General features: G+C 49.2%; 23 protein-coding genes, 1 riboswitch and 1 other annotated feature. Of the genes, 4 read left to right on the forward strand and 19 right to left on the reverse strand.

Features of this window, described 5'->3' with window-relative positions; translation table 11 throughout:
• Nucleotides 1-107 precede the first annotated feature (107 nt).
• The 7 genes from proA to MJQ52_RS04590 form a co-directional block, all read right to left on the reverse strand.
• On the reverse strand, nucleotides 108-1,355 hold the full coding sequence (gene proA / locus MJQ52_RS04560) for a glutamate-5-semialdehyde dehydrogenase (protein ID WP_094247009.1): 1,248 nt from the start codon (nucleotides 1,353-1,355) through the stop codon (nucleotides 108-110).
• Complete coding sequence (proB, locus tag MJQ52_RS04565) at nucleotides 1,352-2,464, reverse strand: glutamate 5-kinase (protein ID WP_044053138.1); 1,113 nt, start codon at nucleotides 2,462-2,464, stop codon at nucleotides 1,352-1,354. The genes proA and proB overlap by 4 nt, the downstream gene beginning before the upstream one ends.
• Nucleotides 2,465-2,534: 70 nt before the next feature.
• Nucleotides 2,535-2,747: a binding site (T-box leader), on the reverse strand.
• An 86-nt stretch (nucleotides 2,748-2,833) separates the two neighbouring features.
• The gene (gene purU / locus MJQ52_RS04570) at nucleotides 2,834-3,736 is read right to left on the reverse strand and encodes a formyltetrahydrofolate deformylase (RefSeq protein ID WP_017417625.1); all 903 of its coding nucleotides are present in this window, start codon (nucleotides 3,734-3,736) and stop codon (nucleotides 2,834-2,836) included.
• 73 nt (nucleotides 3,737-3,809) lie between these two features.
• Complete coding sequence (locus MJQ52_RS04575; RefSeq protein ID WP_032874649.1) at nucleotides 3,810-4,124, reverse strand: DMT family transporter; 315 nt, start codon at nucleotides 4,122-4,124, stop codon at nucleotides 3,810-3,812.
• Entirely contained in the window at nucleotides 4,124-4,462 is a 339-nt protein-coding gene (locus tag MJQ52_RS04580) for a DMT family transporter (protein ID WP_070081695.1), read from the reverse strand. Before MJQ52_RS04580 ends, MJQ52_RS04575 begins: the two co-directional genes overlap by 1 nt.
• A 66-nt stretch (nucleotides 4,463-4,528) precedes the next feature.
• Nucleotides 4,529-4,637: riboswitch (guanidine-I (ykkC/yxkD leader) on the reverse strand.
• Nucleotides 4,638-4,649: 12 nt separating this feature from the next.
• Nucleotides 4,650-5,195, reverse strand: a complete 546-nt coding sequence (locus MJQ52_RS04585; protein WP_094247010.1) for a GNAT family N-acetyltransferase — start codon at nucleotides 5,193-5,195, stop codon at nucleotides 4,650-4,652.
• Between the two features lie 99 nt (nucleotides 5,196-5,294).
• Complete coding sequence (locus tag MJQ52_RS04590) at nucleotides 5,295-5,813, reverse strand: acyl-CoA thioesterase (protein WP_017417623.1); 519 nt, start codon at nucleotides 5,811-5,813, stop codon at nucleotides 5,295-5,297.
• 188 nt (nucleotides 5,814-6,001) lie between these two features.
• Between MJQ52_RS04590 and MJQ52_RS04595 the strand changes: the two genes are divergently transcribed.
• Together MJQ52_RS04595 and MJQ52_RS04600 are read left to right on the forward strand one after the other, a co-directional pair.
• Nucleotides 6,002-6,862 (forward strand): dimethylarginine dimethylaminohydrolase family protein, encoded by an 861-nt coding sequence (locus MJQ52_RS04595; RefSeq protein ID WP_094247011.1) that lies wholly within the window; start codon nucleotides 6,002-6,004, stop codon nucleotides 6,860-6,862.
• 70 nt (nucleotides 6,863-6,932) lie between these two features.
• The gene (locus MJQ52_RS04600) at nucleotides 6,933-7,982 is read left to right on the forward strand and encodes a lactonase family protein (RefSeq protein ID WP_024085204.1); all 1,050 of its coding nucleotides are present in this window, start codon (nucleotides 6,933-6,935) and stop codon (nucleotides 7,980-7,982) included.
• 26 nt (nucleotides 7,983-8,008) lie between these two features.
• Here the strand turns inward: MJQ52_RS04600 and MJQ52_RS04605 are convergent, their stop codons facing one another.
• From MJQ52_RS04605 to MJQ52_RS04650, 10 genes are all read right to left on the reverse strand, one after another.
• Nucleotides 8,009-8,980, reverse strand: a complete 972-nt coding sequence (locus MJQ52_RS04605) for an ABC transporter ATP-binding protein (protein WP_071391950.1) — start codon at nucleotides 8,978-8,980, stop codon at nucleotides 8,009-8,011.
• A 3-nt stretch (nucleotides 8,981-8,983) separates the two neighbouring features.
• Nucleotides 8,984-9,883 (reverse strand): C40 family peptidase, encoded by a 900-nt coding sequence (locus tag MJQ52_RS04610; RefSeq protein ID WP_094247012.1) that lies wholly within the window; start codon nucleotides 9,881-9,883, stop codon nucleotides 8,984-8,986.
• Nucleotides 9,880-10,947 carry a dipeptide epimerase gene (locus MJQ52_RS04615; RefSeq protein ID WP_205747600.1) on the reverse strand — a complete coding sequence of 356 codons (1,068 nt, stop codon included), beginning with the start codon at nucleotides 10,945-10,947 and terminating at the stop codon, nucleotides 9,880-9,882. Before MJQ52_RS04615 ends, MJQ52_RS04610 begins: the two co-directional genes overlap by 4 nt.
• 36 nt (nucleotides 10,948-10,983) lie before the next feature.
• Nucleotides 10,984-11,919 (reverse strand): S66 peptidase family protein, encoded by a 936-nt coding sequence (locus MJQ52_RS04620; RefSeq protein WP_007407244.1) that lies wholly within the window; start codon nucleotides 11,917-11,919, stop codon nucleotides 10,984-10,986.
• Nucleotides 11,920-12,006: 87 nt separating this feature from the next.
• Nucleotides 12,007-13,626, reverse strand: a complete 1,620-nt coding sequence (locus MJQ52_RS04625; RefSeq protein WP_094247014.1) for a peptide ABC transporter substrate-binding protein — start codon at nucleotides 13,624-13,626, stop codon at nucleotides 12,007-12,009.
• Nucleotides 13,623-14,651: an ABC transporter ATP-binding protein gene (locus tag MJQ52_RS04630; protein ID WP_025851774.1), complete on the reverse strand. Its 1,029-nt coding sequence runs from the start codon at nucleotides 14,649-14,651 to the stop codon at nucleotides 13,623-13,625. The genes MJQ52_RS04625 and MJQ52_RS04630 overlap by 4 nt, the downstream gene beginning before the upstream one ends.
• 5 nt (nucleotides 14,652-14,656) lie before the next feature.
• A complete protein-coding gene (locus MJQ52_RS04635; RefSeq protein WP_024085201.1) occupies nucleotides 14,657-15,604 on the reverse strand; it encodes an ABC transporter permease in 948 nt (315 codons plus the stop codon).
• Nucleotides 15,605-15,609: 5 nt separating this feature from the next.
• Nucleotides 15,610-16,536 (reverse strand): ABC transporter permease, encoded by a 927-nt coding sequence (locus MJQ52_RS04640; RefSeq protein WP_044053133.1) that lies wholly within the window; start codon nucleotides 16,534-16,536, stop codon nucleotides 15,610-15,612.
• A gap of 14 nt (nucleotides 16,537-16,550) precedes the next feature.
• On the reverse strand, nucleotides 16,551-17,375 hold the full coding sequence (locus tag MJQ52_RS04645) for a M55 family metallopeptidase (RefSeq protein WP_094247015.1): 825 nt from the start codon (nucleotides 17,373-17,375) through the stop codon (nucleotides 16,551-16,553).
• 155 nt (nucleotides 17,376-17,530) lie between these two features.
• A complete protein-coding gene (locus MJQ52_RS04650) occupies nucleotides 17,531-19,090 on the reverse strand; it encodes an MFS transporter (RefSeq protein WP_094247016.1) in 1,560 nt (519 codons plus the stop codon).
• Nucleotides 19,091-19,377: 287 nt separating this feature from the next.
• Here MJQ52_RS04650 and htrA point away from each other — a divergent pair, with 287 nt between their 5' ends.
• Together htrA and MJQ52_RS04660 are read left to right on the forward strand one after the other, a co-directional pair.
• On the forward strand, nucleotides 19,378-20,727 hold the full coding sequence (gene htrA, locus MJQ52_RS04655) for a serine protease HtrA (protein WP_152036128.1): 1,350 nt from the start codon (nucleotides 19,378-19,380) through the stop codon (nucleotides 20,725-20,727).
• A 102-nt stretch (nucleotides 20,728-20,829) separates the two neighbouring features.
• The gene (locus MJQ52_RS04660) at nucleotides 20,830-21,006 is read left to right on the forward strand and encodes a hypothetical protein (RefSeq protein WP_172424414.1); all 177 of its coding nucleotides are present in this window, start codon (nucleotides 20,830-20,832) and stop codon (nucleotides 21,004-21,006) included.
• Between the two features lie 86 nt (nucleotides 21,007-21,092).
• Here the strand turns inward: MJQ52_RS04660 and MJQ52_RS04665 are convergent, their stop codons facing one another.
• A complete protein-coding gene (locus MJQ52_RS04665) occupies nucleotides 21,093-22,064 on the reverse strand; it encodes a glycosyltransferase family 2 protein (protein WP_003154790.1) in 972 nt (323 codons plus the stop codon).
• 11 nt (nucleotides 22,065-22,075) lie between these two features.
• Entirely contained in the window at nucleotides 22,076-24,214 is a 2,139-nt protein-coding gene (locus MJQ52_RS04670; RefSeq protein WP_094247017.1) for a glycosyltransferase family 39 protein, read from the reverse strand.
• Nucleotides 24,215-24,258: the final 44 nt, after the last annotated feature.

Consider the following 24,258-nt stretch of genomic DNA (forward strand, 5'->3'; position numbering starts at 1 on the left):
TTCACCTCTATTATATTGTGTACAACTTAATTTTACAAAATATAATAGAAGCCGTCAATCTTTCCGCATAAAAAAAGCTTACCCTTTTGAAGGATAAGCTTAAAAGATTATATCCGGATTTGTCCGTTTCCTTTGATGATGATTTTTGTAGATGTTAACGCCGGAAGCCCCATCGGCCCTCTCGCGTGAAGCTTTTGCGTGCTGATGCCGATCTCGGCTCCGTATCCGAATTCAAAACCGTCCGTAAACCGGGTTGAAGCATTATGATACACGGCGGCGGCGTCCACGGCGGTCTGGAAGTAAGCCGCATGCTCGGCGTTCTCCGTCAGAATGGCTTCTGAATGGTTTGTGCCGTACTGCTGAATGTGGCGGACCGCCTCCTGTACGTCCTGCACCGTTTTCACACTGAGAATCGGCGCCAGGTACTCCGCTCCCCAATCGGCTTCTTCTGCTTGTTTCGCTTGAGGCTCCAGCCCGCATATCACCTGATCTCCTCGGAGCTCCACCCCTTTTTCTGTCAGCTGATTCAGCAGCTTTCGTCCGTGTTCTTCGGCCCATTTTTCATGAATCAAAAGAGATTCAATCGCATTGCAGACCGAAGGACGCTGTGTTTTGGCATTGATGACGACCTCGCTTGCCATTTGAGGATCTGCTGACTCATCTATGTACACGTGGCAATTGCCCGCTCCGGTTTCTAAAACGGGTACGGTTGATTCCCTGACCACAAGATCAATTAAATTTTTACCGCCGCGCGGGATCAATACATCCAGCCCGTCATTTAATGTAAAGAGCTGTTTGGCGGTTTCTTTGCTTGTATCTTCTATGAGCTGAACGGCATCAATCGGAAGCTTTGACAGCCCAAGTGCGCGCTTCATCACACTGACAAGCGCTATGTTGCTGTGGATGGCGGAAGAACTTCCTCTGAGCACAACCGCGTTTCCGGTTTTCAGACAGAGTGTGGCCGCGTCTACGGTAACGTTCGGTCTGGCTTCATAGATCATGCCTACTACTCCGAGAGGCACGCGGATTTTTTCAATGAATAATCCATTCTCTTTTTGAATGGTCTCCAATGATTCACCGACGGGATCTTCAAGACCGATTAACAGTTCCACAGCGTCCGCGATATCGAGCAGGCGTTTTTCATCAAGCGTCAGCCTGTCAATAATGTCAGGTGTCAATCCTCTTTTCTGTCCTGCTTCAATATCTTTCTGATTCTCTGTTAAAATCAGCTGCCGTTCATTTCTGAGGCCGTCTGCAATACATTGGAGCGCTTCGTTTTTTTCAGCCGTCGTTTTCATGACCATTTCGGCAGCCGCTTCTTTTGCCAAAGCTGCTTTTTGCAATACTTCACTCATTTGTGTTCCCCCTCGTCAAATAAATTCACCCAATCATCTCTGTGAATCACTTCCACCTGCTTCGTTCCTGAAAGCTGGTCGCTCCGCTTCCCTTTGGCTTCTAAAATTTCATCGGATGAGTACTGCGTCTGCCCTTTGCCGATAATGCCGCCGGGCCCTCTGACTTCCACTACGGCTCCTTTCGGAAAACTGCCGCAGACATCGGCGACGCCGGCCGGGAGTAGACTTGACCCGTTATGGATCATCGCCTGCTCCGCTCCCCCATCAATGATGATTTCCCCTGATATCGGAGAATGAAACATGATCCATTGCCGTGTATTATTCACTGAGGACAGATCTTTATCGCCGATATAAGTGCCGTCGCCTTTTCCGTCTAAAATCACCATCAGTTTTTCACGTCCGGAGCCGGTTCCGATAAACACCTTCACCCCGAGCGACAATGCGGTCTGAGCGGCGAGAAGTTTTGACTTCATGCCTCCGGTGCCGACCTTTGAGCCTGCTGACCCGGCATATCCGAGCAATTCAGGTGTGATGTCATTCAGATAGTCAAACCGCTTTGCGTCCGGGTTTTCATTCGGATTGGCATCGTACAGCCCGTTAATGTCTGTGAGAATCATTAATTGGTCTGCATGAATCAAACCGCTTACAAGCGCCGACAGCATGTCGTTATCACCGAACGTCAGCTCTTCGACTGATGTGGAATCATTCTCATTAATAATCGGCACGACGCCGCGCTCCAACAGTTCCATTACGGTGGCATAGGCATTTCTGTACCGCTCTCTTTTTGAGAAATCATTTCTTGTTAATAAAATTTGTGCCGGCGTCAGACCGTATCTTTTTAAATGGTCCATATATTGCTGCATTAAAAGCGTCTGGCCGACTGCGGCAGCTGCCTGTTTTCCTTTTATCGTAACGGGTCGCGACGGATAGCCGAGAGCGGAAAAACCCGCTGCCACCGCGCCTGAGGTAATGAGGATCACTTCATGCCCGTTTTCTTTTAATAAAGAAATGGCTTCCGTATGTTCCTTGATTTTTGCTTCATCAATACTTCCGTTACTGTTGGTGAGCGAGCTGCTCCCGATTTTCACAACAATTCTTTGTTTTTTCATCGTTTCTCCTCCGTGGCAATCAATCCAAACCGGCTCTCGTCAATAAAAAAAAGCCCATTCCGTCCTGAAAAATAAGGACGAAATGGGCTTTCCGTGGTACCACCTTGTTTGAACGCGTTTTTCACGCGTCCCGCTTTCCTGTAACGCCAGGTATCGCGCCTGAGTTTTCCCCTCAGGACTCCAAGGCAGGTTCGGCAGGTTTCATGCGGCAAAATGTTTCAGCGGGCCATTTTGCTCTCTGTCACAGAAAGTTCTGCGTACTGATCCTCTTCAACGCTCAATGATTTTTTTATATTATGCAAAGAAAACAGGTTCTTGTCAAGACATTTTCATCCATAAAAAACAGCCCGCCTCCCCGGCGGACCGTCATTAATTAAATACGATCGTTTTGTTTCCGTGAACGATGACGCGGTCTTCCAGATGCCATTTTACGGCTCTTGCCAACACGCTCCGCTCAATCGTTCTGCCGATATTCTTCAGATCCTCTGCGTGATCTCTGTGATCGACGCGTTCAATATCCTGTTCAATAATCGGCCCTTCGTCAAGATCGTCCGTCACATAGTGAGAGGTCGCGCCGATTAATTTCACTCCGCGCTCATAAGCCCGTTTATACGGATTAGCGCCGATAAAGGCCGGCAGGAATGAATGGTGGATGTTAATAATCCGATTCGGATGGGCAGATACAAAATCAGACGTCAAAATCTGCATGTAGCGGGCCAGAACGATCACATCAATCTTATACCGCTCCAGCAGCTCAAGCTGGCGCCGCTCAACTTCGGCGCGGATGTCTTTGTTAGCTTTCATGTAATGGAACGGAATATTCAGCGGCTCGACCACTTCTTTCGCCTCTTCATGGTTGCTGATGACGACCGCAATTTCGGCCATCATATTGCCGCTTTGCCATTCCCAAATGAGTTCATGAAGGCAGTGCAGCTCTTTGGATACAAAGATCGCCACTCGCTTCAGCTCACTTGCCAGAGAGAGGCTCCATGTCATGCCGAATGTCTGGGCGATTGAGGCGAACGCCTGCTTTAAATCCTCTTTTTTCTCACGAATGCCCTTGCAGTCGAATTCGATCCTGAGAAAAAAACGTCCGCCTTCAGGGTCAGTCGTATATTGATTTGATTCAATAATATTCGCGCCGTGTTCAAACAAAAACGCGGACACAGCCGATACAATTCCCGGCTGATCGGGGCAGCTGACAAGCAGGCGCCCTTTTTCCTCATTCCCGCGGCGGTATTCTTTCAGCCGCTGTGTCATATATGAATTCATCTGTTTTAATCCCTCGTATCTTCATAATTCGTAACTTATTATAGATTATACTGAAAATTTGATAAAAATCAATTTACGAAAGAATTTTCAGCCCTACGGCTGCGCACAAAATAAGCGCAATGAAAAAGATGCGCTTCGCATCCTTCTGCTCGCCGTAGAAAAGAATGCCGGCTAAAGCGCCGCCCGCCGTGCCGATACCGGTCCAGATCGCATAGGCCGTGCCCATCGCAATCGTCTCCATCGCATAAGAAAGCAGGGAAAAAGAAGCCGCAAATCCGACGATTATGAAGAGAATCCACTTGAATTTCTTTTCTTTTTGAAATTGATTCATTAAAATGACCCCGAGCATTTCACAAAGACCCGCGGCTATCAGGCTGATCCAATGCATTACGCCTTCTCCTCCTTCGTCTCAGGCTTATCCTGTGTGACCAGCTTTAATCCGATGACACCGATCAGCAAAACGCCGATCAGCAAGATTTTCACCGGATCGGCCTGTTCTTTGAAAAGCAGGATTTCACTGAGCACGGTGCCCGCTGTCCCGAGTCCGGTAAAGACCGCATATACCGTTCCTACGGGCAGGCTGTCCGTCGCCTTGATTAATAGATAAAAACTGATGATGATTCCCGTAATCGTACCGCTCCACGTCAGTGCTGAATCAGCATGTTTCAGGCCGGTGACCCATACCACTTCAAATACGGCCGCTATGACCACTAAACCCCATTTCATGTTCTTCATCCTTTCTGTTTCCGGACAATACAAAAAGCCCGGAATAGTCGTCTCACATGAGATTGACTCTCCCGGGCTTTTTTCCCTCCGTGTGCATATGCGGGATATGTCCGCATATGTGTTTTCTCTCGGACCAGGCCATGTATGAACATGCGGAACCCTAGAAAACATGTCTGTTCGTATCATACTACATTTCGCCGAAACGTTCAACGTCAGATGTGATGTCAAATACCGTCAGCCGCCTCCCCCATTTGGTAACGGTCTCACCGGGCACCATGCCGATTTTTTCCGCGACGCGGACGGAGGCAGCGTTTTCCGGATCAATCAGCGCCGCTATGCGTCCGTATTGCTGCGTATGAAAACCGTAGTCCAGACAGGCGTTCGCCGCCTCTGTCGCATAGCCGCAGCCCCAGCGGCGGCGGGCAAACATATAGCCGATTTCCATCAAAGTGTTTCCGCTTATCGTCTGCGGAACGATTCCGCATTGACCGAGAAATGCGCCCGACACTTTATCCTCTGCGATCCAAAGACTGACGCCGTATCCTGCGGCCAATCGTTTGTTCCAGGCAATCCATTCCTTCGTTTCCCGTCTGCTTTTAAGAGAAGGATAATATTTCATGACCTCTCTGTCGGTAAACAGCCCGTACAAATTGTCTTCATCGTCATCCCGCATAGTCCGCAGACGGATACGCCCGGTTGTCAGGATGGTGCCGGAAGACTTATGTTTCATCATGCACGCCACGTCTCCTTTCCCTGTAATAGATTATGGATCCGGCAGGAAAAGTCCTTTTTCAGCATAAAAAAACCGCTTTTCAAAAAAGCGGTTTGACGATTACCAAGGCTTATCTGTTCCGAGCGCCTCGGCCAGGGCCTTGCTGTGTTTTAAGCGGTTTTTTCGTTCTCCGGCGCGCTGTACGGCCGTATTGTGAAGCATGATTTCTTCCTCGGTTTCCGGCACGATTCGCGGAACGCGCACCGATTTCCCATTTGAATCGAGCGCGACGAATGTCAGAAACGACGTTGCCGCAAGCTCGCGTTCACCCGTCATCAGGTGTTCTTTAATGACTTTGACAAACACCTCCATAGAGGATGTGCCGACCCATGTGACGTAGGATTCAAGGCATACGGAATCCTGTTGGCCGATCGGGCGCAAAAAATCTACAGAATCCATTGAGGCCGTGACTGTTTCACACCGGCAGTGGCGGGCCGCGGAAATTGAAGCGATATCATCAATATAGCTCATCAGCTTTCCGCCAAACAGCGTATTGTGATTATTCGTATCAAGCGGAAAAACCCTGCTTGTCTTGACAACCCTTGTTTCTTTGCAAAATCTTGATTCTGGCAACTTCATATTATTTAAACTCCCCTTTGGTGTCTGGTCGTTTTGACATTTCATCTGTACCCTATTAAACAATACTTTGCTCGTTTTGTCTAAAATTTTAAATATTAAGTTGGTTAGATATTCTATCAGAAATGTTTCATTATTCATCACATCCGGGAATAATAAACGCACATTGAATACCGATAGGAGGATATCACATGGACGTATCCATTCCCAAATCCACGCGGAAACCGGCTTGCCGCAGTGAGTTTGATGCTTTGCAGACAGTCATCTTATGCCGGCCGGAACACATGACCATCAAGGATATTATTAACGGAACGCAGAAACATTTCCAACAAGAAAATATTAACATACCCGTTGCCCTCAAACAGCATAGTGAGTTTATTGACATTTTAAGATCTCATCAGATTGAAGTCGTCCTGCTGCCTGCCGATCCCGCATTGCCTGAGCAGGTATTCACCCGGGATATCGGATTTGTCTTAGGCGAGACGGCGTTTATTTCAAACATGGCGGCTTCAGTCCGGCAGGGAGAAGAAAAAGTGTTTCAAGACCTGCTTGACGATAAGAAAATCCCTTATACGCAACTGAAAAAAGCGAACATTGAAGGCGGCGACATCTTGATCGCAGACGGCACCGTTTACGCCGGGCTGAGCAAGCGCACGGATAAAGCGGCTGTCCGGGAGCTGCGGGAGGCGCTGCCGGAGATGACTGTTGTGCCGATCCCTCTCAAGGAGGATTTCTTACATTTGGACTGTGTATTTAATATGATCTCGGAAACGGAAGCGCTATACTGCAAAAATGGCTTGCGGCAGAAAGAAATTGATCTTCTCGCCGAACGTTTTGAGATGATAGAAGTGCCTGAAGAAGAGCAATTCACGCTCGGCCCGAATATCCTGTCCATCGGGAATCAGACAATTATCAGCCTGCCGCAGCACCGCCATACGAACCGCGAGCTCAGAAAAAGAGGTTATACAGTCATTGAAACCGAGTTTTCCGAAATTATTAAGTCAGGCGGTTCCTTCCGCTGCTGCACCTTGCCGCTTGTCAGAACATCTTAAACATTTACAAGGCAGTTTCCTTCAAGATACGTTAATATAGAGAAGACAAGACTCTAAAGGGGGAAACCGAATGGCTAAGTACATAGGATACGCGGGAACATATACAAAAGGCGGAAGCGAAGGCATTTATTGTTTTGAACTTGATACAGAAGCGAAGAGGCTCAGCCGGCCGAAGCTGGCAGCAAAGCTCGGCAACCCGACATACGTCACTCCGAATTCTGATAACAGCATGCTGTATTCCATTGAAAAGGCAGACGGAAAAGGCGGCGTCGCAGCCTATCAGATTCATCAGAACAGCGGGGAATTAACGTTTGTAAACCACCAGCTGATTGAAGGCCCGTCTCCATGCCACGTCAGCATTGATGATAAACATGAATATGTGTTAACCGCTAATTACCACAGCGGAAAAGTGCACGCCTTTCCCGTCAATGAGGACGGAAGTCTGCAGGAGCCGGCTGCCGAAGCCGCTCATACGGGAACAGGTCCTCATGAAAGACAAGAGAAACCGCATACCCATTTCGCAGGCTATACACCTGAGCATAACTACATTGCAGCCGTCGATTTAGGGACGGATACGCTGTATACGTACCAAATGAAAAACGGTTCGCTCACAGAGGTGAAAACTCATTCTTTCGCACCGGGTTCAGGGCCGCGCCACATCGTTTTCCATCCGGCGGAAAAATACGCCTATGTCATGACGGAAATCAGCAATGAAGTCATCGCGCTTGAATACAACCCGACCTTAGGTGAATTCAGAGAGCTGCAGGTCATTTCCGCTTTGCCTGAAGGCTTTACGGACAAATCGCAAGGCAGCGCAATCCGCATATCTAAAGACGGCAGATTTCTTTATGCCGCCAACCGCGGACATGACAGCATCGCCATCTTTAAGATCAACCAATATTCCGGTGAATTGTCTCTTATTGAATGGGTGCCGACAGAAGGCAACTGGCCGCGTGATTTCGCGTTTGACCCTTCCGAGACATTCCTTGTCGCGTCAAACGAAGAAACGGGAAATCTGGTTTTGTTTGAACGCGATCCGGAAACAGGCAAATTGACTCTGCTTCAATCTGACATTCCGGTTCCGTATCCGGTCTGCGTGTCATTTCTGCATCAGGTTTAATCAAAAAGAAAGCTGACATTATATTGTCAGCTTTCTTTTTTGTATAAATGGCAGGCGACAAAACGCCCCGCCTTCACTTCTTCAAGCTCAGGCGTTATCTTACCGCAGAGCTCCATCGCTTCAGGACACCGCGTCCTGAATACACAGCCGCTCGGCGGGTTAAGGGGGCTCGGCAGCTCCCCTTTCAGAATAATCCGTTCACGCTTGTCCTCAAGAAGCGGATCAGGAATCGGGATTGAGGATAAAAGGGCCTTCGTATAAGGGTGAAGCGGTTCCCGGTAAAGCGCAGCGCTTTCTGTAATTTCCATCATGCGGCCCAAATACATCACGCCGATCCGGTCGCTGATATGCTTGACCATTGATAAATCGTGGGCGATAAATAAAAATGTCAGCCCTTTCTCTTTCTGAAGCCTTTTTAAAAGGTTGACGACCTGAGCCTGTACCGACACATCCAGCGCGGAAATCGGCTCATCCGCCACGATAAATTCAGGATGCAGAGAGAGCGCTCTGGCAATTCCGATTCTCTGCCTCTGTCCGCCGCTGAATTCGTGGGGATACCGGCTGCCGAAATCCGGGTGGAGCCCGACAGCTTCAAGCAGTTCATCCGCCATCATCAGACGGGCTTTTCTTGTATTGTAAAGATTGTGGATTTCCATCGGCTCTAAAATAATTTCCCTTACGGTCAGGCGCGGATTTAACGAGGCGTAAGGGTCTTGGAAAATCATCTGCAGCTTGCGGAAGAAGACCGACCGCTGTTCTGCCGCGGCACGGTGTATATCCGTCCCTTCATATGATACCGAACCGGCCGTCGGGTCATACAGACGGAGAATAACTCTTCCGAGCGTCGATTTACCGCATCCCGATTCTCCGACAAGTCCGAATGTTTCCCCTCTTTTAATGTGAAAACTGACACCGTCGACTGCTTTTACGGCTTTCTTTCTTCCTGCGTCAAAATGCATTTTCAGCCCGCTGACTTCAAGGAGCGGAGATGCCGTCATTTTCTATTCCCCCTTTTCGCTTATACAGCGGCGTACGGTGCATAATTCTTTTTCATAGATCGTTCCTTCCAAAGACAGCACTTCGATTGTTTTTCCCGTTTTCGGGGAGTGCAGCATTCGGCCGTCTCCCAGCGCCAAACCGACATGGTGGATCGCGCCTTTTCCTTCTTCATAGGCGAAAAACAAAAGGTCAGCCGGCCGGATATCGTTTACCGCCGCGCCGCACCCGGCTTTTGCTTGGTCCTTTGCATCACGGGGAAGGGTATAGCCGTTTGCTTTAAATATCGAATACATAAACCCGGAACAGTCAAACCCGAAACCGCTCAGTCCTCCCCATAAATACGGAAGCCCGAGAAACATCATGCCCGTTTCGATGACATCGGCTGCCCGTCCTTCCGTATGCCGGTACTCGTCTGCGTCAGCTTCATTTACGAACCGTTCTCCGAGAGGCGTCACAACCCGAAAAAAGCCGTTCTCACGTCCTGATGCCGGAAGACGCGTTAAGAAACTTACTTCCAAGTCCGGTTCGCCGTTTGTGTGATATAAAAAAGCTGTCGGTTTGGTAATCCATACGGCGGGGGAAGATGTATAAAAGCCGTCTTTTGAAAGCTGGCTTTTTTTCATCCAGCCCGGATATCCGCGCGCATCCTTGTTTGAAGGCTGGCCGGGAACGGCAACAAAAGCCCATTCCCCTTCCTCTTTGAGAATGATCACCTCTTCCCCGAAAAGCGCTTGCGTTTGGACAAGGTTGTCTGTACATAATTGCAGCCGCTCTTCATATCCCATAGACGCTAACCATTTTCTGATCTGCGGCGGGTTTTCAAGCATCGGCGCATCATACGAACGGGGAGATGACGGCAGCGTCCATACGTTGGCTGCCGCCGCTGTAACGGCTGCTCTCATCTTTTCGCCTCCTCTTGTATCGACACACCGATAATGCCGAGACCCGGTTCATCGGGAATCGTAATCTGACTGCCGCTGTATGTGATGCCGCCTTTAATCAAATCATCTTTCAGCATAAGCGGCGCATCAAAATCAAACCTTGTCACATTCCGTTTGCCCGCGGCAAAATGAGCCGCGGCGGTGATGCCGAGCTTGGTCTCAATCATGCTGCCGACCATGCATTCCACGCCGCATGTTTCGGCCATGGCATTGATTGTTTCCGCCTGCTTTATGCCGCCCGCTTTCATCAGCTTAATATTGATTAAATCGGCGCTTCTCGTCTGCAGCACGCAAAAGGCCTGACGGGGGGTAAAGACGCTCTCATCCGCCATAATCGGCGTGTCTACGGCATCGGTGACCTGCTTCAGCCCGGCGATATCGTCTTTATGAACAGGCTGCTCGACCAGCTCAATGCCGAGGCCGGCGTCTTCCATCTTTCGGATCGCAGTCACGGCTTCTTTCGGCGTCCAGCCTTGGTTGGCGTCCAATCTCAGTTTGACGTTTCCGCCGACACGTGATCTGATCGCCTGAATCCGGGCAACATCGTCCGATATGTCACCTATGCCGACTTTTATCTTTAAAATATGAAATCCTTTTTTCACATAACGGTCTGCATCCCCCGCCATCTCCTCAGGAGAATTGACGCTGACGGTAAAATCTGTTTCCAGTGTATTCCGATAGCCGCCGAGAAGCCGGTAAAGCGGCTGTCCGTGCATTTGCGCCCATCCGTCATATACAGCCATATCCACCGCGGCTTTTGCGCTTTGATTTCTTTCCAACAGCCGGCTGATATCATACAAAACAGCTTCCATGCCGGAAAGGCTCCGCCCCAAGAGAGCAGGCTTCAGCACATCGCGGACGGCGCTTTCAATACCGTCCGTGCTGTCGCCTGTAATGACAACCGTCGGCGGCGCCTCGCCCCAGCCGGTCAGACCGTTGTCAAAAGTGAGCTTCACAATGACCGATTCAGCATTGTAAACCGTGCGCAACGCAGTCTTAAACGGCTTTTTCAGCGGCACGGACATCCGTCCCGTTTGAATATCTGTAATCCTCACGCCTGATCACTCCCTTCCGGAAACCCCCGATTCAATCGTTACCGCTTTGGCCGCCGTATCCATAACTGCGCGGGCTCCGATCGGAACGGCGAAGCTCGGTGAACAATGGCCGATTTTAAAGCCTTTAAGCGCAGGCTTCCCTGATTTGACAATGTAATCGTTCAGCACTTGCTCTAAAGTAAGCGACTTTTCTTTATGCTTCGGTTCGCATTGGTGAAAATCACAGACCAGTATTCCGGCTGCGTCTGACAGTTTTCCGGCCATCTTTAATTGATTCAGCATCCTGTCGATTTGGTACGGCTCCTCATCAATATCCTCGATAAACAGCAATTTGTCTTTCGTATCAATTTCAAACGGCGTGCCGAGTGTGGATGTAATGAGCGACAGATTGCCGCCCGCAAGCTCTCCCTCGGCCCTTCCGCCTGTCAGCACCTCCAGCGGAGAAATGTCCTCCGTATAGGTGAATTCCGTTTCTGTAAAAAGCTGATGATACGACGCTTTTGTCAGGGGATCAGCATCTTCAAGCCCGACATCCGTGCTCAGCATCGGGCCGTGAAATGTGACGAGCCCCGTATTTTGATGAATGGCGGTATGTAAAAACGTAATATCGCTGTATCCCCAGAAAATTTTCGGATTGCGGCGGATTAAGCCGAAATCGATGTCGGCGGCAATGCGGCCCGTGCCGAATCCTCCGCACGCGCATATCACCGCTTTGACATTCTGATCACTAAACATGTCATGGAGATCATCGAGGCGCGCCCGATCTTCTCCCGCCAAATAGCCGTGACGGGTCTTCAGCGCCCGGCCGAGTTTCACTTGAAGGCCAAGCTCATTCTCTAAAAACAGCAGCGCGGTTTGCAGCGTCCCGCTCTCAGGCGGGCTTGCGGGCGCAATCACACCGACCGTGTCGCCTTTTTGCAGTGCTTTCGGTTTATGGTTCATGACTTTTTCAATCTCCTTTCCGGATTGAAAAGTGAAACACGCCGCTCCTTTAACGGCAAAAGAGCGGCATATGTTTCCGCTGTAAGATCAAGACTTTTCCGCCCATTTCAGATCAATGTACCCGACGGGGTGCCGGACAATGCCCTTCACGCCGCTGTTCTGCAGATGCACCTGATTGTAAAAGTAAATCGGAATGATCGGAACCTCGTTCATGAGCAGCTTTTCCGCTTTATGCATGAGCGCAAAACGTTTTTTGGCATCGGCTTCCTGTTTTGCCTGCTTGATGCAGCCGTCGTATGCCGCGCTGCCCCAGCCGGTGCGGTTCATGGAATTATCCGTTTGGAAAGCCTCAAGAAAACTGATCGGATCTGCGTAATCCGGTAAAAATGAGCTTTGAGAGAACTGGAACTTCAGTCCTTTCTGCTCTTCTAAAAAGACGTTCCATTCCATATTGGCGAGCTTAACGTCTATACCGAGCACACTTTTGAGCTTCTGCTGAATCGCTTCCGCTATTTTCTTATGCTCCGGTTTTGTGCTGTATGTCAATGTAACGGCGGGCAGCTTGTCATAATGCTCTTCTGCCATGCCTTTTTCCAGCAGTTTTTTGGCTTCTGATTCATCCGGAGTTAGTAAACTGCCGCCCGCTTCGCGGAAATCTTTCCCGTCAGGCTGAGTAAATCCCGGGGATACAAAGGCATGTGCCGGCTTTTCACTGTTTTTGGTCACATAATCCGTGATTTCTTTCTGATTAATCGCTGCAGCGAACGCTTTTCTGATCTTTTCATTTTGAAACGGCTCCATTTTAACGTTAAAACGATAGAAATAGAGTCCGGCCTGATCCCACGTGCGGATATTTTTTCCTCCCATCAGCTGCTCGCTCAGCTCTGCCGGCACAAAGGCGGTATCCAAATCCCCCGACTGGAACATCTGATAGTCGGTATTCCGGTCACTGACCATCGCCCATGTCACTTTATCCAGTTTCACCGTCTTTTTATCCCAATACGTCTCGTTTTTGACCATCGTCATGTTGTCGTCATGCTTCCATTCCGTCAGTTTGAACGGCCCGTTGCCGACAAAAGTTTTTGCTTCAGTGAACCATTTCGGATCAGCCTTGGCGACCTTCTCATTAATCGGGAAATACGCCGGATTGGACACGACGCTCAAAAAATAATCCTGCGGGGCCGCCAATGTGACGACAAGCGTTTTTTTATCCTTTGCCGTGACTTTCACGTCTTCTCGTTTGCCTTTTCCGCTGTTAAATTCTTCTCCGCCTTTGATCATGTAGCCGAGAAAAGCGGAAGATGCGCCCGTTTTCGGATCGAGCATCCGCTTCCAGGCGTAGACGAAGTCTTCCGCCGTGACGGGATCGCCATTTGTCCATTCGGCGTTATCACGGATATTGAAGGTATATGTCAGCTTATCAGCGGACACCTCCCAGCTTTCCGCCATGGCCGGTTCGGGCTTATTATCTTTTCCGAGCCTCGTCAATCCTTCCATGATGTTATTCAGCGGCTGCCAGGAAACATTATTAAATCCGATCGGCGGATCAAGTGAGGTCGGCTCATTTTCGTTATTGAGCCGCAGCACCGTCTCACCCTCCTGTTCTTTTGCTTTGCCGGGTTCTGTCCCCGCCTGTTCATTGGCTGTACAGCCCATCAGAGCAAACGAAACAACAGCAATCACACCAATCGCCCATCTCTTTTTCATTTCAATCCCCCTTTTTCCTCTGCTGCAGTCAGCTGCTGCTTCAGCCGCTCTGCACGGTGATCCTGAAGCCAGCAGTTGACGATATGGCTTTTGGATTTCACGGTTGTTGCCGGGTATACCTTTTCACAGACGATCATCCTGTCCGGGCAGCGGGCGGCAAACGGGCAGCCCGGCGGCGGATCGAATAAATCAGGCGGCGTCCCGTCAATCGGCGAAAGCTCACTATCTTCCATATCCAGCCGCGGCACTGAACGAAGCAGCCCCTTTGTGTATGGATGAGCCGGATGGTAAAAAATATCATGCCTCGTGCCGATTTCGGCGATTTTCCCCGCATACATGACGGCGACTCTGTCGGCGGTCTGAGCGACGACGCCGAGATCATGGGTGATCAGAATAATAGACACGCCTGTTTTTCTTTGAATCTTCTTAAATAATTCAAGGATTTGTGCTTGAATCGTCACATCAAGAGCCGTTGTCGGTTCATCGGCGATCATAATTTCCGGCTCGCAGATCAGAGCCATCGCGATCACGATCCGCTGCCGCATGCCCCCGCTTAATTGGTGGGGGTACTGCTTCAGGCGGGATTTCGAGTCCGGGATACCGACCAGATCCAGCATGGCGAGAACCTCGGATTCAGCTTGTTTTCTTGTCATGGCGCGGTGTTCCAACAGCGCTTCTGAAAGCTGATCCCCTATGGTCAAAGTCGGATTGAGCGCCGTCATCGGGTCCTGAAAAATCATAGAAATATCGCGCCCCCGGATTCCCCGCATTTCCCGATCCGACATTCGGCAAAGGTCTTTCTGTTTAAATTGTATGCTTCCGGATTCAATCTTTGCCGAATGTTTCGGAAGAAGACCCATCACGGCTTGTGACGTCACGCTTTTTCCGCATCCCGATTCACCGACGATCGCAAACGTTTCACCTTTATATAAATCGAAGCTGACGCCTCTTACGGCTTTTACAGTGCCTCCGTATGTTGAAAAAGTAACATGCAGATTTTGAACGGAAAGAACTTGCTGCGCCATTTTTCCTACCTCCTCAGTTTCGGGTCTAACGCGTCCTGCAAGCCGTCTCCAAGCACGTTAAACGCGTACATCGTTAAGGAAATGAAAAAAGCGGGAAAAAACAGCCGCCACCAATGGCCTGATAAAATCGCCGGCAGCCCGTCATTTGCCATGACTCCCCAGCTTGCAAACGGCGCCTGAATCCCGAGTCCGAGAAAACTTAAAAATGATTCCGCAAAAATCGCCGCCGGCACCGTCAGCGTCATTTGGACAATAATGGCTCCCATCGTATTCGGCAGCAGATTTTTCTTAATGATCCGAAATGTTTTCGCTCCAAATGTTTTCGATGCCAATACGTGTTCATCATGCTTCATCCTCAGCACCTGCCCTCTCACAATCCGCGCCATGCCGACCCATCCCGTCACTGTCAGAGCGACGATAATGGAACTGAGCCCCGGCCCCATCAGCACCATTAACAAAATGACAACGAGCAGATAAGGCAAACCGTAGAGAACCTCGATGATTCTCATCATGGCGCTGTCTGTCCGGCCCCCTTTGTAGCCGGCGACGCCTCCGTAGATAACGCCGATCAAAAAGTCGATCAGTGCCGCCATCACACCGACAAATAAAGAGATTCTCGCTCCGTACCACGTTCTTGTAAACACGTCCCGGCCAAGTTCATCGGTTCCGAACCAGTGTGAAAAAGACGGCGGAAGATTCTGCTCGGCGAGCGTCTGCCTTGTCACGCTGTGCGGTGATATCAGCGGGCCGAACACAGCCGCTAGAAACAGGCAGCATAATATCACAAGTCCGGCCATCGCCAATTTGTTCTTTTTAAGCCGCCGCCACGCATCCTGACTGTAAGACAGGCTCGGACGCTTGACCGACTCGGTTTCACCCTTTCTTTCCGCGCCCGGCTGAAACCAGTCATCAGGCACTTCTGTGTGTTTTACCGTTTCTTGCGGGAGATTCATCAGGATCACCCTTTCTTATGAAGTTTTATGCGCGGATCTAACAGGCCGTATGCCAAATCAACCAGAAACAGCAGGACGATCAGAATCACACTGTAAAATACGGTCGTTCCCATGATGACCGGGTAATCACGCTGATTGATGCTTTCTACGAAATATTTGCCCATTCCCGGTATGGCAAAAATTTTCTCGATGACGAAACTGCCCGTTAAAATACTTGCGGCAAGCGTCCCGAGCACTGTCACAACAGGCATAAGAGCATTTTTCAATGCGTGTTTGATCACAATTTTGACGGGAGAAAGCCCCTTTGCTTTTGCCGTGCGGATGTAATCCTGAGTCAGCACTTCGGCCATGCTTGATCTTGTCAGCCGCGCGATAATGGCCATGGGACCGACGGCAAGCGCAACAGTCGGCAGAACCATGTGAACGGGACTCGTCCAGGTAGCTGCCGGAAACCATTTCAGATGAACCGCAAATTGCTGAATCAGCAGCGTAGCCATTATAAAATTCGGAATGGAAATCCCGAGCACCGCAAGGCTCATGGCCGCATAATCGAGAAAGCCGCCGCGCCTGAGAGCGGCCGTTATGCCGAGCGCGAGTCCGGAAATCACAGCGATGATGATCGCCGTTATCCCAAGCTCGAAGGAGACGGGAAATCCGCGTTCAAGCATGGCGTTTACACTGTCTGACGGTTTTTTGATTGAAGGACCGAAATCAAAGGTAAGAATGGATTTTAGATAGATGGCGTATTGAGTGATAAGAGGTTCGTTCAGATGGTAGTAGGATTCGAGATTTCGCTGGACCGCTTCGTTTGTGCCCCGCTCTTCGTTAAAAGGCGAGCCGGGTATCACTTTCATCATGACAAATGTCAGAGTGGTGATGACGAGGACGGTCATAATCATGGCGATAAAACGTTTGATAAAATACCGCAGCAATGCCGTTCACCCCTTTAAGAGAATGTTGTTCTCATGGCGAGTTCTGTCATGACGAGCATGGCCTGATAGGCTTCCGGCATGTCTTTTGCCTGAAATTGAACGATTGTCGTTCCCGGGATGATTTCTGTGCCCGGCATTAAATGGGCCCATTCAGCCTGTCCGTAATTGGCAAATTCAATGCCTAATACAGGTCTTTCAGGCGGAGTCAGCGGTTTGACCTTATCTTTATTTTTGAGCGCATAGGCTGTTTTTTCCGTCAGGAGCCGTCCGGCTTTTTGAGGGGACAGGCATTTGACCGCAGTTCTTGAAATGGTTTGTTTGACGGCGGCAGTCGTCACATTCGGAATCAGCTCCTCCGCCTCTTTTGCGGCGCAATCATCTCCGGCAGCCATGATGACCGGGACATCGTAAAATCCGGCGAGATAGGCATTTAACCCCAGTTCACCGACCGGCTTATCATTTATGTAAAAGTGGCGGACGCCGAATATCATGCTGTGCGACATGACGCCCGGCATCGACGCTCTCGCATGATAGCCGATAAACATCACACCTGAATACGATTCATCAAGCCCCTGCATCATGGAAAACGGCTTGACATCCCCCGTAATCAGCTCTGCCTCAGGGTGAAGTTTTTCCGCGAGCAGATTATTCATCTTTGAGTGACTGTCATTCACGGTCACTTCCGTGCATCCGTTATTAAACGCTTCTGCGATGCACCAGTTTGCTTCTTCGGTCATCAGAACCCTGCCGCGCTCATAATTGTGCATGCGGGAATTGACAAATGTTTCATCAGGCAGTCCGGAAATCCCTTCCATATCCACAGATAGATACAGTTTCATGTAATGCCTCCTTTTTTACTTAAAATTTCGATATTAAATTATGAATATTCTAACAAATTATATTAAAAAAGGATGAAACATGCAATATACCATTCTGCCATTATGGGAAAAAACAAACCCTTTTCACCGGGAAAAGGGTTTGCTGGTAGAAAAAGTTACATACCGTTTTTGTTTATAGGGTGACCCCGAAACTGTCTGACCGCACTTCTGTATTCGCGATCGGGAATGACCTGATGCCTGACCGGTCCAGGAGCCTGCGGCGAAGGCTCTTCAGCCGCCTGCTTACAGACGGCATGCGGTTTATGCGCCAGCTTATGTCCCATGCCGGTCGCATTCATGACAAATGATAAACACACTAAAAGCAAGCTTAAGATGAAAGCAATAAGAAACAAATCGCTGTATGTCCCCATCAGCAGGTCATGCGGCGATTGTGTGCCGCGCGCGCCCCGAAGCATGCCGGAAGCATCTCTTTTCGTAAAATACCCTATTAAAACAGGTGCGCCCATATAAATGAACAGCCTTAAAAACTGAACGGCCGTCATGCGTTTTACCAGTTCCGGAAGCGGTCCGCCCAACGCGGCGCCCATCAGTCCGGCTGCTACGATAAGCCCTGTCCCGGCCGCCAGCATCACGAAAAGCCCCGCAAATAGAATAAGGGGTATATGATGATCCGCCGTCATCCATTGGAAATTCACGAACACCAGTATAACAGAGCCTGTTATGCCGAGCATGCCCGGACCGACTTTATCATATGCTAATGCACTGATAACAGCGGCGATGGCCACGCCTCCCAAAAGGCTCGCATATAGGAATATCTGTTGAGTTTGTGACATGTGATATGCGGTCTGAAGCTCCCCGTGAAATGCAGAAAGACTGACCGCTATGGAAATACTGCCCGCAGCGATCATGAAAACACCCAGAATCGGCTTTGGAATCAGCATAAGTTTAATCGAAATCAGCGCATGTTCGTTTCTATACTGCATGATCAGCAAGATCAGAAGAATGACGATGCTTCCTCCAAATCCCGCCAATGTCTGCCATGATGAAAAGCCCCATTTCGGCAGATGAATAAATGTATAGGCGGTCAGCACGGCTGATACACCCGCTAACAGAAAACCGATGCCGTCAAATGGAGATTTTTCAGTATTTTTATGAGCGTCATCCCGCAGCCACATATAACTGAAAATGAGGCCGAAAAAAGACAGCAGGCCAAAAATGCCGAACAGCCAATGCCAATGGCCGGCGCTTGCCGCCGCCGTGCCTAAAACGGTCCCCATAATGACGGACCCGTAAAATCCGCCGATTAACACAAATAATGCGTAATTCCGGCGTTCAATCGGAAACGAAAGCACCAGCATCGGAATCATAATCATCAGCATAGTGCCCGCCGCAGCTCCCTGTAAAAAACGGCCCGCGGCGAGCGGATAAATATCATTTGTCACAGCAGCAAGCAGCGCTCCGATGACACCCGCGGCCATCGAAATCATATAGACAGGCCGGGAGCCGAATCTTTTTCTTAAATACGGCCCCGCCGGCACGAATAAGGCAAATGCCATATTACCGATAATAATCGGATGAAGAGAGTCAAAGTTTTCCCCGCCGACCGTCTGCCGGACAAGGCTTTGGACAGCCGAAAGAGCGGTATTCGACATCAGCCCCGGCCCGACCGCCAGCACAGCAAGCAGAGAAATGATCCAGTGATGTTTTTCTTTCATTTGACAGCTCCTTTCTTACTATTTGACAAAGTGAAAAAGCTAACAGATTTCCCCCATTAGCTTGACAGAATTTTTCATATCTTTTCATGTGAAGGATTGAACATAATATCTCATTTATTATTTCAAATCCGATGGAAATTGTCAATATAAAGCGCCGCCGTCCGATTTCGTCTTTTTCACAATTTCCCACAATCTTTTCATTATTATCCCACACTTTTTGTTTAAGATGGAGTCAGTAATAATAGGCAAATCATGCTATGATGAAATAGAGAAACGGAGTGAACATGATGGATAACTATCGTGATGAAAATCGGACAGACCAAAAAGAACAGGAAGTCCTTTTAGTAAAAGAAAACCCGCAGCCGGCCGGATATTCCGCGCCGGACGAGGACAAGAAAAAACGAAGCTTCGGCTGGTTCAGACCGCTTCTCGGCGGAGTGATCGGCGGAGGGCTCGCCCTCGGCATCTATACATTTACGCCGCTTGGAGACCATCAGACTCAAGATACTTCCAATCCGGCTCCCGCTCAGGAAACGTCATCGGTAACCGCTAAGCAGACATCTTCTGAATCCGGCAGCGGCAAATCGGCAAACAGCTCATCGGCAAATTCAAGCAGCATTTCGAATATGGTGGAAGACATTTCACCGGCGATCGTCGGAATCACTAATCTGCAAAAGCAGCAAAGCAGTTCCGATTTATTCGGATTCGGATCAAGCTCAGATTCAAACTCTAATTCATCGGGTGATGATGCGGAAACGGGATCGGGTTCAGGCGTTATTTTTAAGAAAGCAAACGGCAAAGCGTATATCATTACGAATAACCACGTGGTCGAAGGCGCCTCTTCCCTTAAAGTGTCATTATATGACGGCACCGATGTAACAGCTAAACTCGTCGGCAGCGACTCTCTGACAGACTTGGCCGTTTTAGAAATCAGTGATAAACACGTAACAAAAACGGCAAGCTTCGGCAGCTCATCCGCTCTCAGAACGGGTGAATCCGTCATCGCCATAGGTGATCCGCTCGGAAAAGACCTTTCCCGCACCGTCACACAGGGCATCGTGAGCGGCTTAAACAGAACCGTCTCGATCTCCACGTCAGCCGGTGAGTCAAGCATCAACGTCATCCAAACCGATGCCGCCATCAATCCCGGAAACAGCGGCGGACCGCTCTTGAATACAGACGGCAAAATCATCGGCATCAACAGCATGAAAATCAGCGAAAATGATGTAGAAGGCATCGGCTTTGCCATTCCGAGCAACGATGTAAAACCGATCGCCGAAGAGCTTCTCACGAAAGGACAGGTGGAGCGCCCTTATATCGGCGTGAGCATGATCGACTTGGAACAAGTGCCGCAAAACTATCAGGAAGGCACACTCGGCCTCTTCGGCAAACAGCTGAATAAAGGGGTTTACATTCGCGAAGTGGCGCAGGGATCCCCTGCTGCCAAAGCCGGATTAAAAGCAGAAGACATCATTATCAGCTTAAAAGGGAAAGAAACTGACACGGGCAGCGAACTTCGCAATATTCTCTACAAGAATACGAAAGTCGGCAGCACCGTTGACGTGAAGATTATCAGAAACGGCAAGGAAATGACGAAAAAAATGAAACTGACTCAAAAAGAAGAAACATCTTCTTAAAAAAAAAATCCAAGGCAGCCGCCTTGGATTTTTTTATATACAGCTGAAACTTTAGGCCTGAATCAGCCGTATGACTCAGTGTACAAAGGAGGATACATACACATGAAACAAACCGGACTTTTGCTGGTCGTTACCGGCCTGATCTTGCTGCAGCTGAGCATTCAGCTTCCTCAGCAAAACGCTGCTTGGGGAATGACGCTTAGTGCAAGCATTTTACTGAACCTTTCGGGAACCGGACTGATCATGCGCGCTCTGCACACGCAGACCGGCCGCAGATGAATGAAAAAAGCCGCGGGACATTCTGTCATCCCGCGGCTTTTATTTTACATAAAAGCACCCTGTCCGCCGGCCGGACAGGGTGTTTGTTAAGACATATGCTGGTCCCGATAAATCTTTTCGTTTTTCATACCGTACGCTTTTTGCACGATATAGAGCGGACGGTCTTTTGCTTCGTCATAAATCCTTCCGATATATTCGCCGATCATTCCGAGCATTAATAGAACGATGCCGCTGAATAACAGCTGTATCACAATCAGAGAGGACCAGCCCGTAATGGTGCTGTCTGTAAAAAGCTTCATGTATAAAACGATAAACATATAGAGAAAACCCGCTCCGGACATGAGCATTCCCGCATAGCTTGCCGCCTTGAGCGGTTTATGAGAGAACGTTGTGATCCCGTCCATGGAAAGCTTCAGCATTTTTTTAAGCGGGTATTTCGTTTCCCCCGCAAGCCGCTCATCTCGTTCATATTCTACAGCAGTCTGCTTAAAGCCGACCCAGCTGACGAGTCCTCTGACAAAAGGGTTTTTTTCTTTTAATCTTTTCATCTCATCACAGACTTTTCTGTCCAGCAGGCGGAAATCTCCGGTGTCAAGCGGAATATCAATATCAGTCACGCTCCGCAGCAGCCGGTAAAACAGAGAGGCCGTCTGTTTCTTGAAAAAGGTTTCTCCCTTTCGTTTCGTTCTGACGGCGTACACCACATCGTAGCCTTCTTTCCACTGCTCAATCATATCAAGGATTAATTCAGGCGGATCCTGCAAATCGGCGTCAATGACGGCGATTGCATTCCCCTCTGCATAATCCATGCCCGCTGTGATCGCGATCTGATGTCCGAAGTTTCTGGAAAAATCAATAATTTTCACTCTCGGATCAATCAGACTTTGCTCTCTTAAAATCTCAATACTGCGGTCTTTGCTTCCATCATTAACAAAGATCAATTCATAATGCTCTTTTGTTTGATCCATGACTTCTTTCAGGCGCTGATAGGTTGTCTGAATGACGAGTTCTTCGTTATAAACCGGGACGACTATTGAATATTGAATATGTCTGCTCATGTTTTTTCCTCCTATTCATCAGATTGAAGTTCGTATAGTGAAGCTGACTGATTCATTCCGCCCGGCCCGCCGCTCATCCGGCTGTTTTTACCCGCGGCCTTGCTGCTTTTTGTATCAGCTGCATCATGATTTTTCGTTTTCTGATCTGTGCTTGATTGCCATTTGTCTGAAGATACTTTCTTTCCGTTTTTCTCAACCCATTCAACAATATCGTTGTTTCCGCCTTTGCCCATTCCGGATGTTAAGAAGTATTTTACTTTCCCTTCTTTTACGAGCTTTTTAAATTGAGTCAGCGTAATGGCCGGGTCAGACCCGCTGAATCCGCCGATCGCCATGACCGCTTTTTTCGTTTTTATAATGTAAGGCGCCGCTGTGTTGGAATCGGTTGTAGCAAATAGATAGTCTGCTCCGGCGTTATGTTTCTCTAAATAGTTGATCAGTTTTGTATTGACAGATGCGTTATCCATTCCCATGCCTTTTCCGCTTGCTGACGCAAGCTGAGGGCCTGTTTCAGGCAATGAGCTGTTGCCTCCGTACAGAAGCGGTGTGCTCGCCCAATAAATCGGCATCACCATCAAGACGAGAAGGGCTGCAAGTGAAACATAGTAACTGAGCGGTTTTTGACGCTGTTTGAACACGAACAGGGCGATTGCAGCCACTGCGCCGATAACACCTGCTCCGATGCTCCAGCCCGCGCCGATTTGATCATTGTAGTTTCTGAGGATAAACAGCTCAAATCCGGTTGTCACAAAAATAGCGGCCGGCAGAAGCCAAGTTTTCCAGCCTGTCTGCTCGCGGTACAGATGAACGAGGGCGACCCATCCCGCACCGGTAAGAGCAGCAATCGGAGGCGCCAGCATAATGAGATAATAATGGTGGAAAAATTCCGCCACACTGAAGAATCCGGCAATCGGCACAAGCCACGCTGCCCAAAAGATCGTTTCCTTCTGTTCTGCTGATAATCTTCTTCTTTCTCTCGCCCCGGCGATCAATAAACCGGCCAATCCAAAAATCGCAAACGGCAGGAGCCAGCTGATCTGATCTGATAATTCTTGTTGGAAGAGTCTCAGCGGACCGGGTGTTCCCGTACCGAACATTCCTGAACCTGACTGCATTTTCGAGCCGGTGCCTGTACCGCTTTTTCCTCCGCCAGGACCGCCATTGCCGCCATCTCCGCCGCTTGGAGGGCCTCCTTGACCGCCGCTTGGCATTTGGCCGTTAGATGGAGGTGCCGTCATACTGCCGGTTTGTGATTTGTCTCCGCTTGCTGACTGGCCGGGCGGTTTTTGCATTTGTGAAGAACCGCCGGAAGAAGACATCTCTTTCGATGCGTTTCCGTCGGGCCCGCCCTGGCCGCCGGAACTTTGCCCCGTCAGCCGCTGAATCCCGTTATATCCGAAAGCCAATTCCAATACGGAGTTTGTCTGGCTGCTTCCGACATATGGCCTTTTGTCTGTAGGAATATTGTCAACAATGAGCGGCCATGACAATGAAACGGCTGCTAATACGGCCAGCGCGCTTACCAGTGAAATGATTTTTTTCTTAATCGTGGTATTTGCCGCCATCATATAGAACAGCAAGAAGGCCGGTAAGATCATATAAGCCTGAAGCATTTTTGTGTTAAAGCCTACTCCGACGACAAAAAATGCCGCCAAAAGCCAGATCAGTTTTCCTTTTCGAATCGCTTTAAAGAGAAGCCATGTGGCGAACAAGAGGAAAAAGACCAGTAACGCATCGACATTGTTTGTGCGCGCTACGGCTACAGCAATCGGCGTACACGCCATGACAGACGAAGCGATGCGCGCCGCCGTTTTTCCGAACGTCGGCTTTATTAATAAGTACATGAATAGAACTGAACCTACCCCCGCCAATGCCTGAGGCAGGATGACGCTCCACCCGTGCATACCGAATATCAGCGCGCTGATCGTTTGAATCTGGTATGTAACAGGCGGTTTATCTACCGTGATAAATCCGGCTGCGTCAAATGAAGCGTAAAAGAAATTATGAAAGCTTTGAAGCATACTCGTTACCGCTGCGGTATAATAAGGATTCACCGTATCGTCATTCCAGATGTTGTACATATTCAAGAATGCGGAAGCGAGTAAAATGAGGATTAAGACTGCGTCTATCTCGCGTTTTTTCATTTTCACCTGTGTTTTCACTCCTTTTGTTTAACTTTGAACAAGTGTAACAA

The organism is Bacillus sp. jun7, assembly GCF_051034795.1.
In the GTDB taxonomy this organism is placed as follows: Bacteria; Bacillota; Bacilli; order Bacillales; family Bacillaceae; genus Bacillus; species Bacillus velezensis.

Excerpts from the sequence above, each read along its gene's own strand:
- proA (WP_094247009.1), bottom strand. The coding sequence starts at position 1,355 with ATGAGTGAAGTATTGCAAAAAGCAGCTTTGGCAAAAGAAGCGGCTGCC.
- proB (WP_044053138.1), bottom strand. The coding sequence starts at position 2,464 with ATGAAAAAACAAAGAATTGTTGTGAAAATCGGGAGCAGCTCGCTCACC.
- purU (WP_017417625.1), bottom strand. The coding sequence starts at position 3,736 with ATGAATTCATATATGACACAGCGGCTGAAAGAATACCGCCGCGGGAAT.
- MJQ52_RS04575 (WP_032874649.1), bottom strand. The coding sequence starts at position 4,124 with ATGCATTGGATCAGCCTGATAGCCGCGGGTCTTTGTGAAATGCTCGGG.
- MJQ52_RS04580 (WP_070081695.1), bottom strand. The coding sequence starts at position 4,462 with ATGAAATGGGGTTTAGTGGTCATAGCGGCCGTATTTGAAGTGGTATGG.
- MJQ52_RS04585 (WP_094247010.1), bottom strand. The coding sequence starts at position 5,195 with ATGATGAAACATAAGTCTTCCGGCACCATCCTGACAACCGGGCGTATC.
- MJQ52_RS04590 (WP_017417623.1), bottom strand. The coding sequence starts at position 5,813 with ATGAAGTTGCCAGAATCAAGATTTTGCAAAGAAACAAGGGTTGTCAAG.
- MJQ52_RS04595 (WP_094247011.1), top strand. The coding sequence starts at position 6,002 with ATGGACGTATCCATTCCCAAATCCACGCGGAAACCGGCTTGCCGCAGT.
- MJQ52_RS04600 (WP_024085204.1), top strand. The coding sequence starts at position 6,933 with ATGGCTAAGTACATAGGATACGCGGGAACATATACAAAAGGCGGAAGC.
- MJQ52_RS04605 (WP_071391950.1), bottom strand. The coding sequence starts at position 8,980 with ATGACGGCATCTCCGCTCCTTGAAGTCAGCGGGCTGAAAATGCATTTT.
- MJQ52_RS04610 (WP_094247012.1), bottom strand. The coding sequence starts at position 9,883 with ATGAGAGCAGCCGTTACAGCGGCGGCAGCCAACGTATGGACGCTGCCG.
- MJQ52_RS04615 (WP_205747600.1), bottom strand. The coding sequence starts at position 10,947 with ATGTCCGTGCCGCTGAAAAAGCCGTTTAAGACTGCGTTGCGCACGGTT.
- MJQ52_RS04620 (WP_007407244.1), bottom strand. The coding sequence starts at position 11,919 with ATGAACCATAAACCGAAAGCACTGCAAAAAGGCGACACGGTCGGTGTG.
- MJQ52_RS04625 (WP_094247014.1), bottom strand. The coding sequence starts at position 13,626 with ATGAAAAAGAGATGGGCGATTGGTGTGATTGCTGTTGTTTCGTTTGCT.
- MJQ52_RS04630 (WP_025851774.1), bottom strand. The coding sequence starts at position 14,651 with ATGGCGCAGCAAGTTCTTTCCGTTCAAAATCTGCATGTTACTTTTTCA.
- MJQ52_RS04635 (WP_024085201.1), bottom strand. The coding sequence starts at position 15,604 with ATGAATCTCCCGCAAGAAACGGTAAAACACACAGAAGTGCCTGATGAC.
- MJQ52_RS04645 (WP_094247015.1), bottom strand. The coding sequence starts at position 17,375 with ATGAAACTGTATCTATCTGTGGATATGGAAGGGATTTCCGGACTGCCT.
- MJQ52_RS04650 (WP_094247016.1), bottom strand. The coding sequence starts at position 19,090 with ATGAAAGAAAAACATCACTGGATCATTTCTCTGCTTGCTGTGCTGGCG.
- htrA (WP_152036128.1), top strand. The coding sequence starts at position 19,378 with ATGGATAACTATCGTGATGAAAATCGGACAGACCAAAAAGAACAGGAA.
- MJQ52_RS04660 (WP_172424414.1), top strand. The coding sequence starts at position 20,830 with ATGAAACAAACCGGACTTTTGCTGGTCGTTACCGGCCTGATCTTGCTG.
- MJQ52_RS04665 (WP_003154790.1), bottom strand. The coding sequence starts at position 22,064 with ATGAGCAGACATATTCAATATTCAATAGTCGTCCCGGTTTATAACGAA.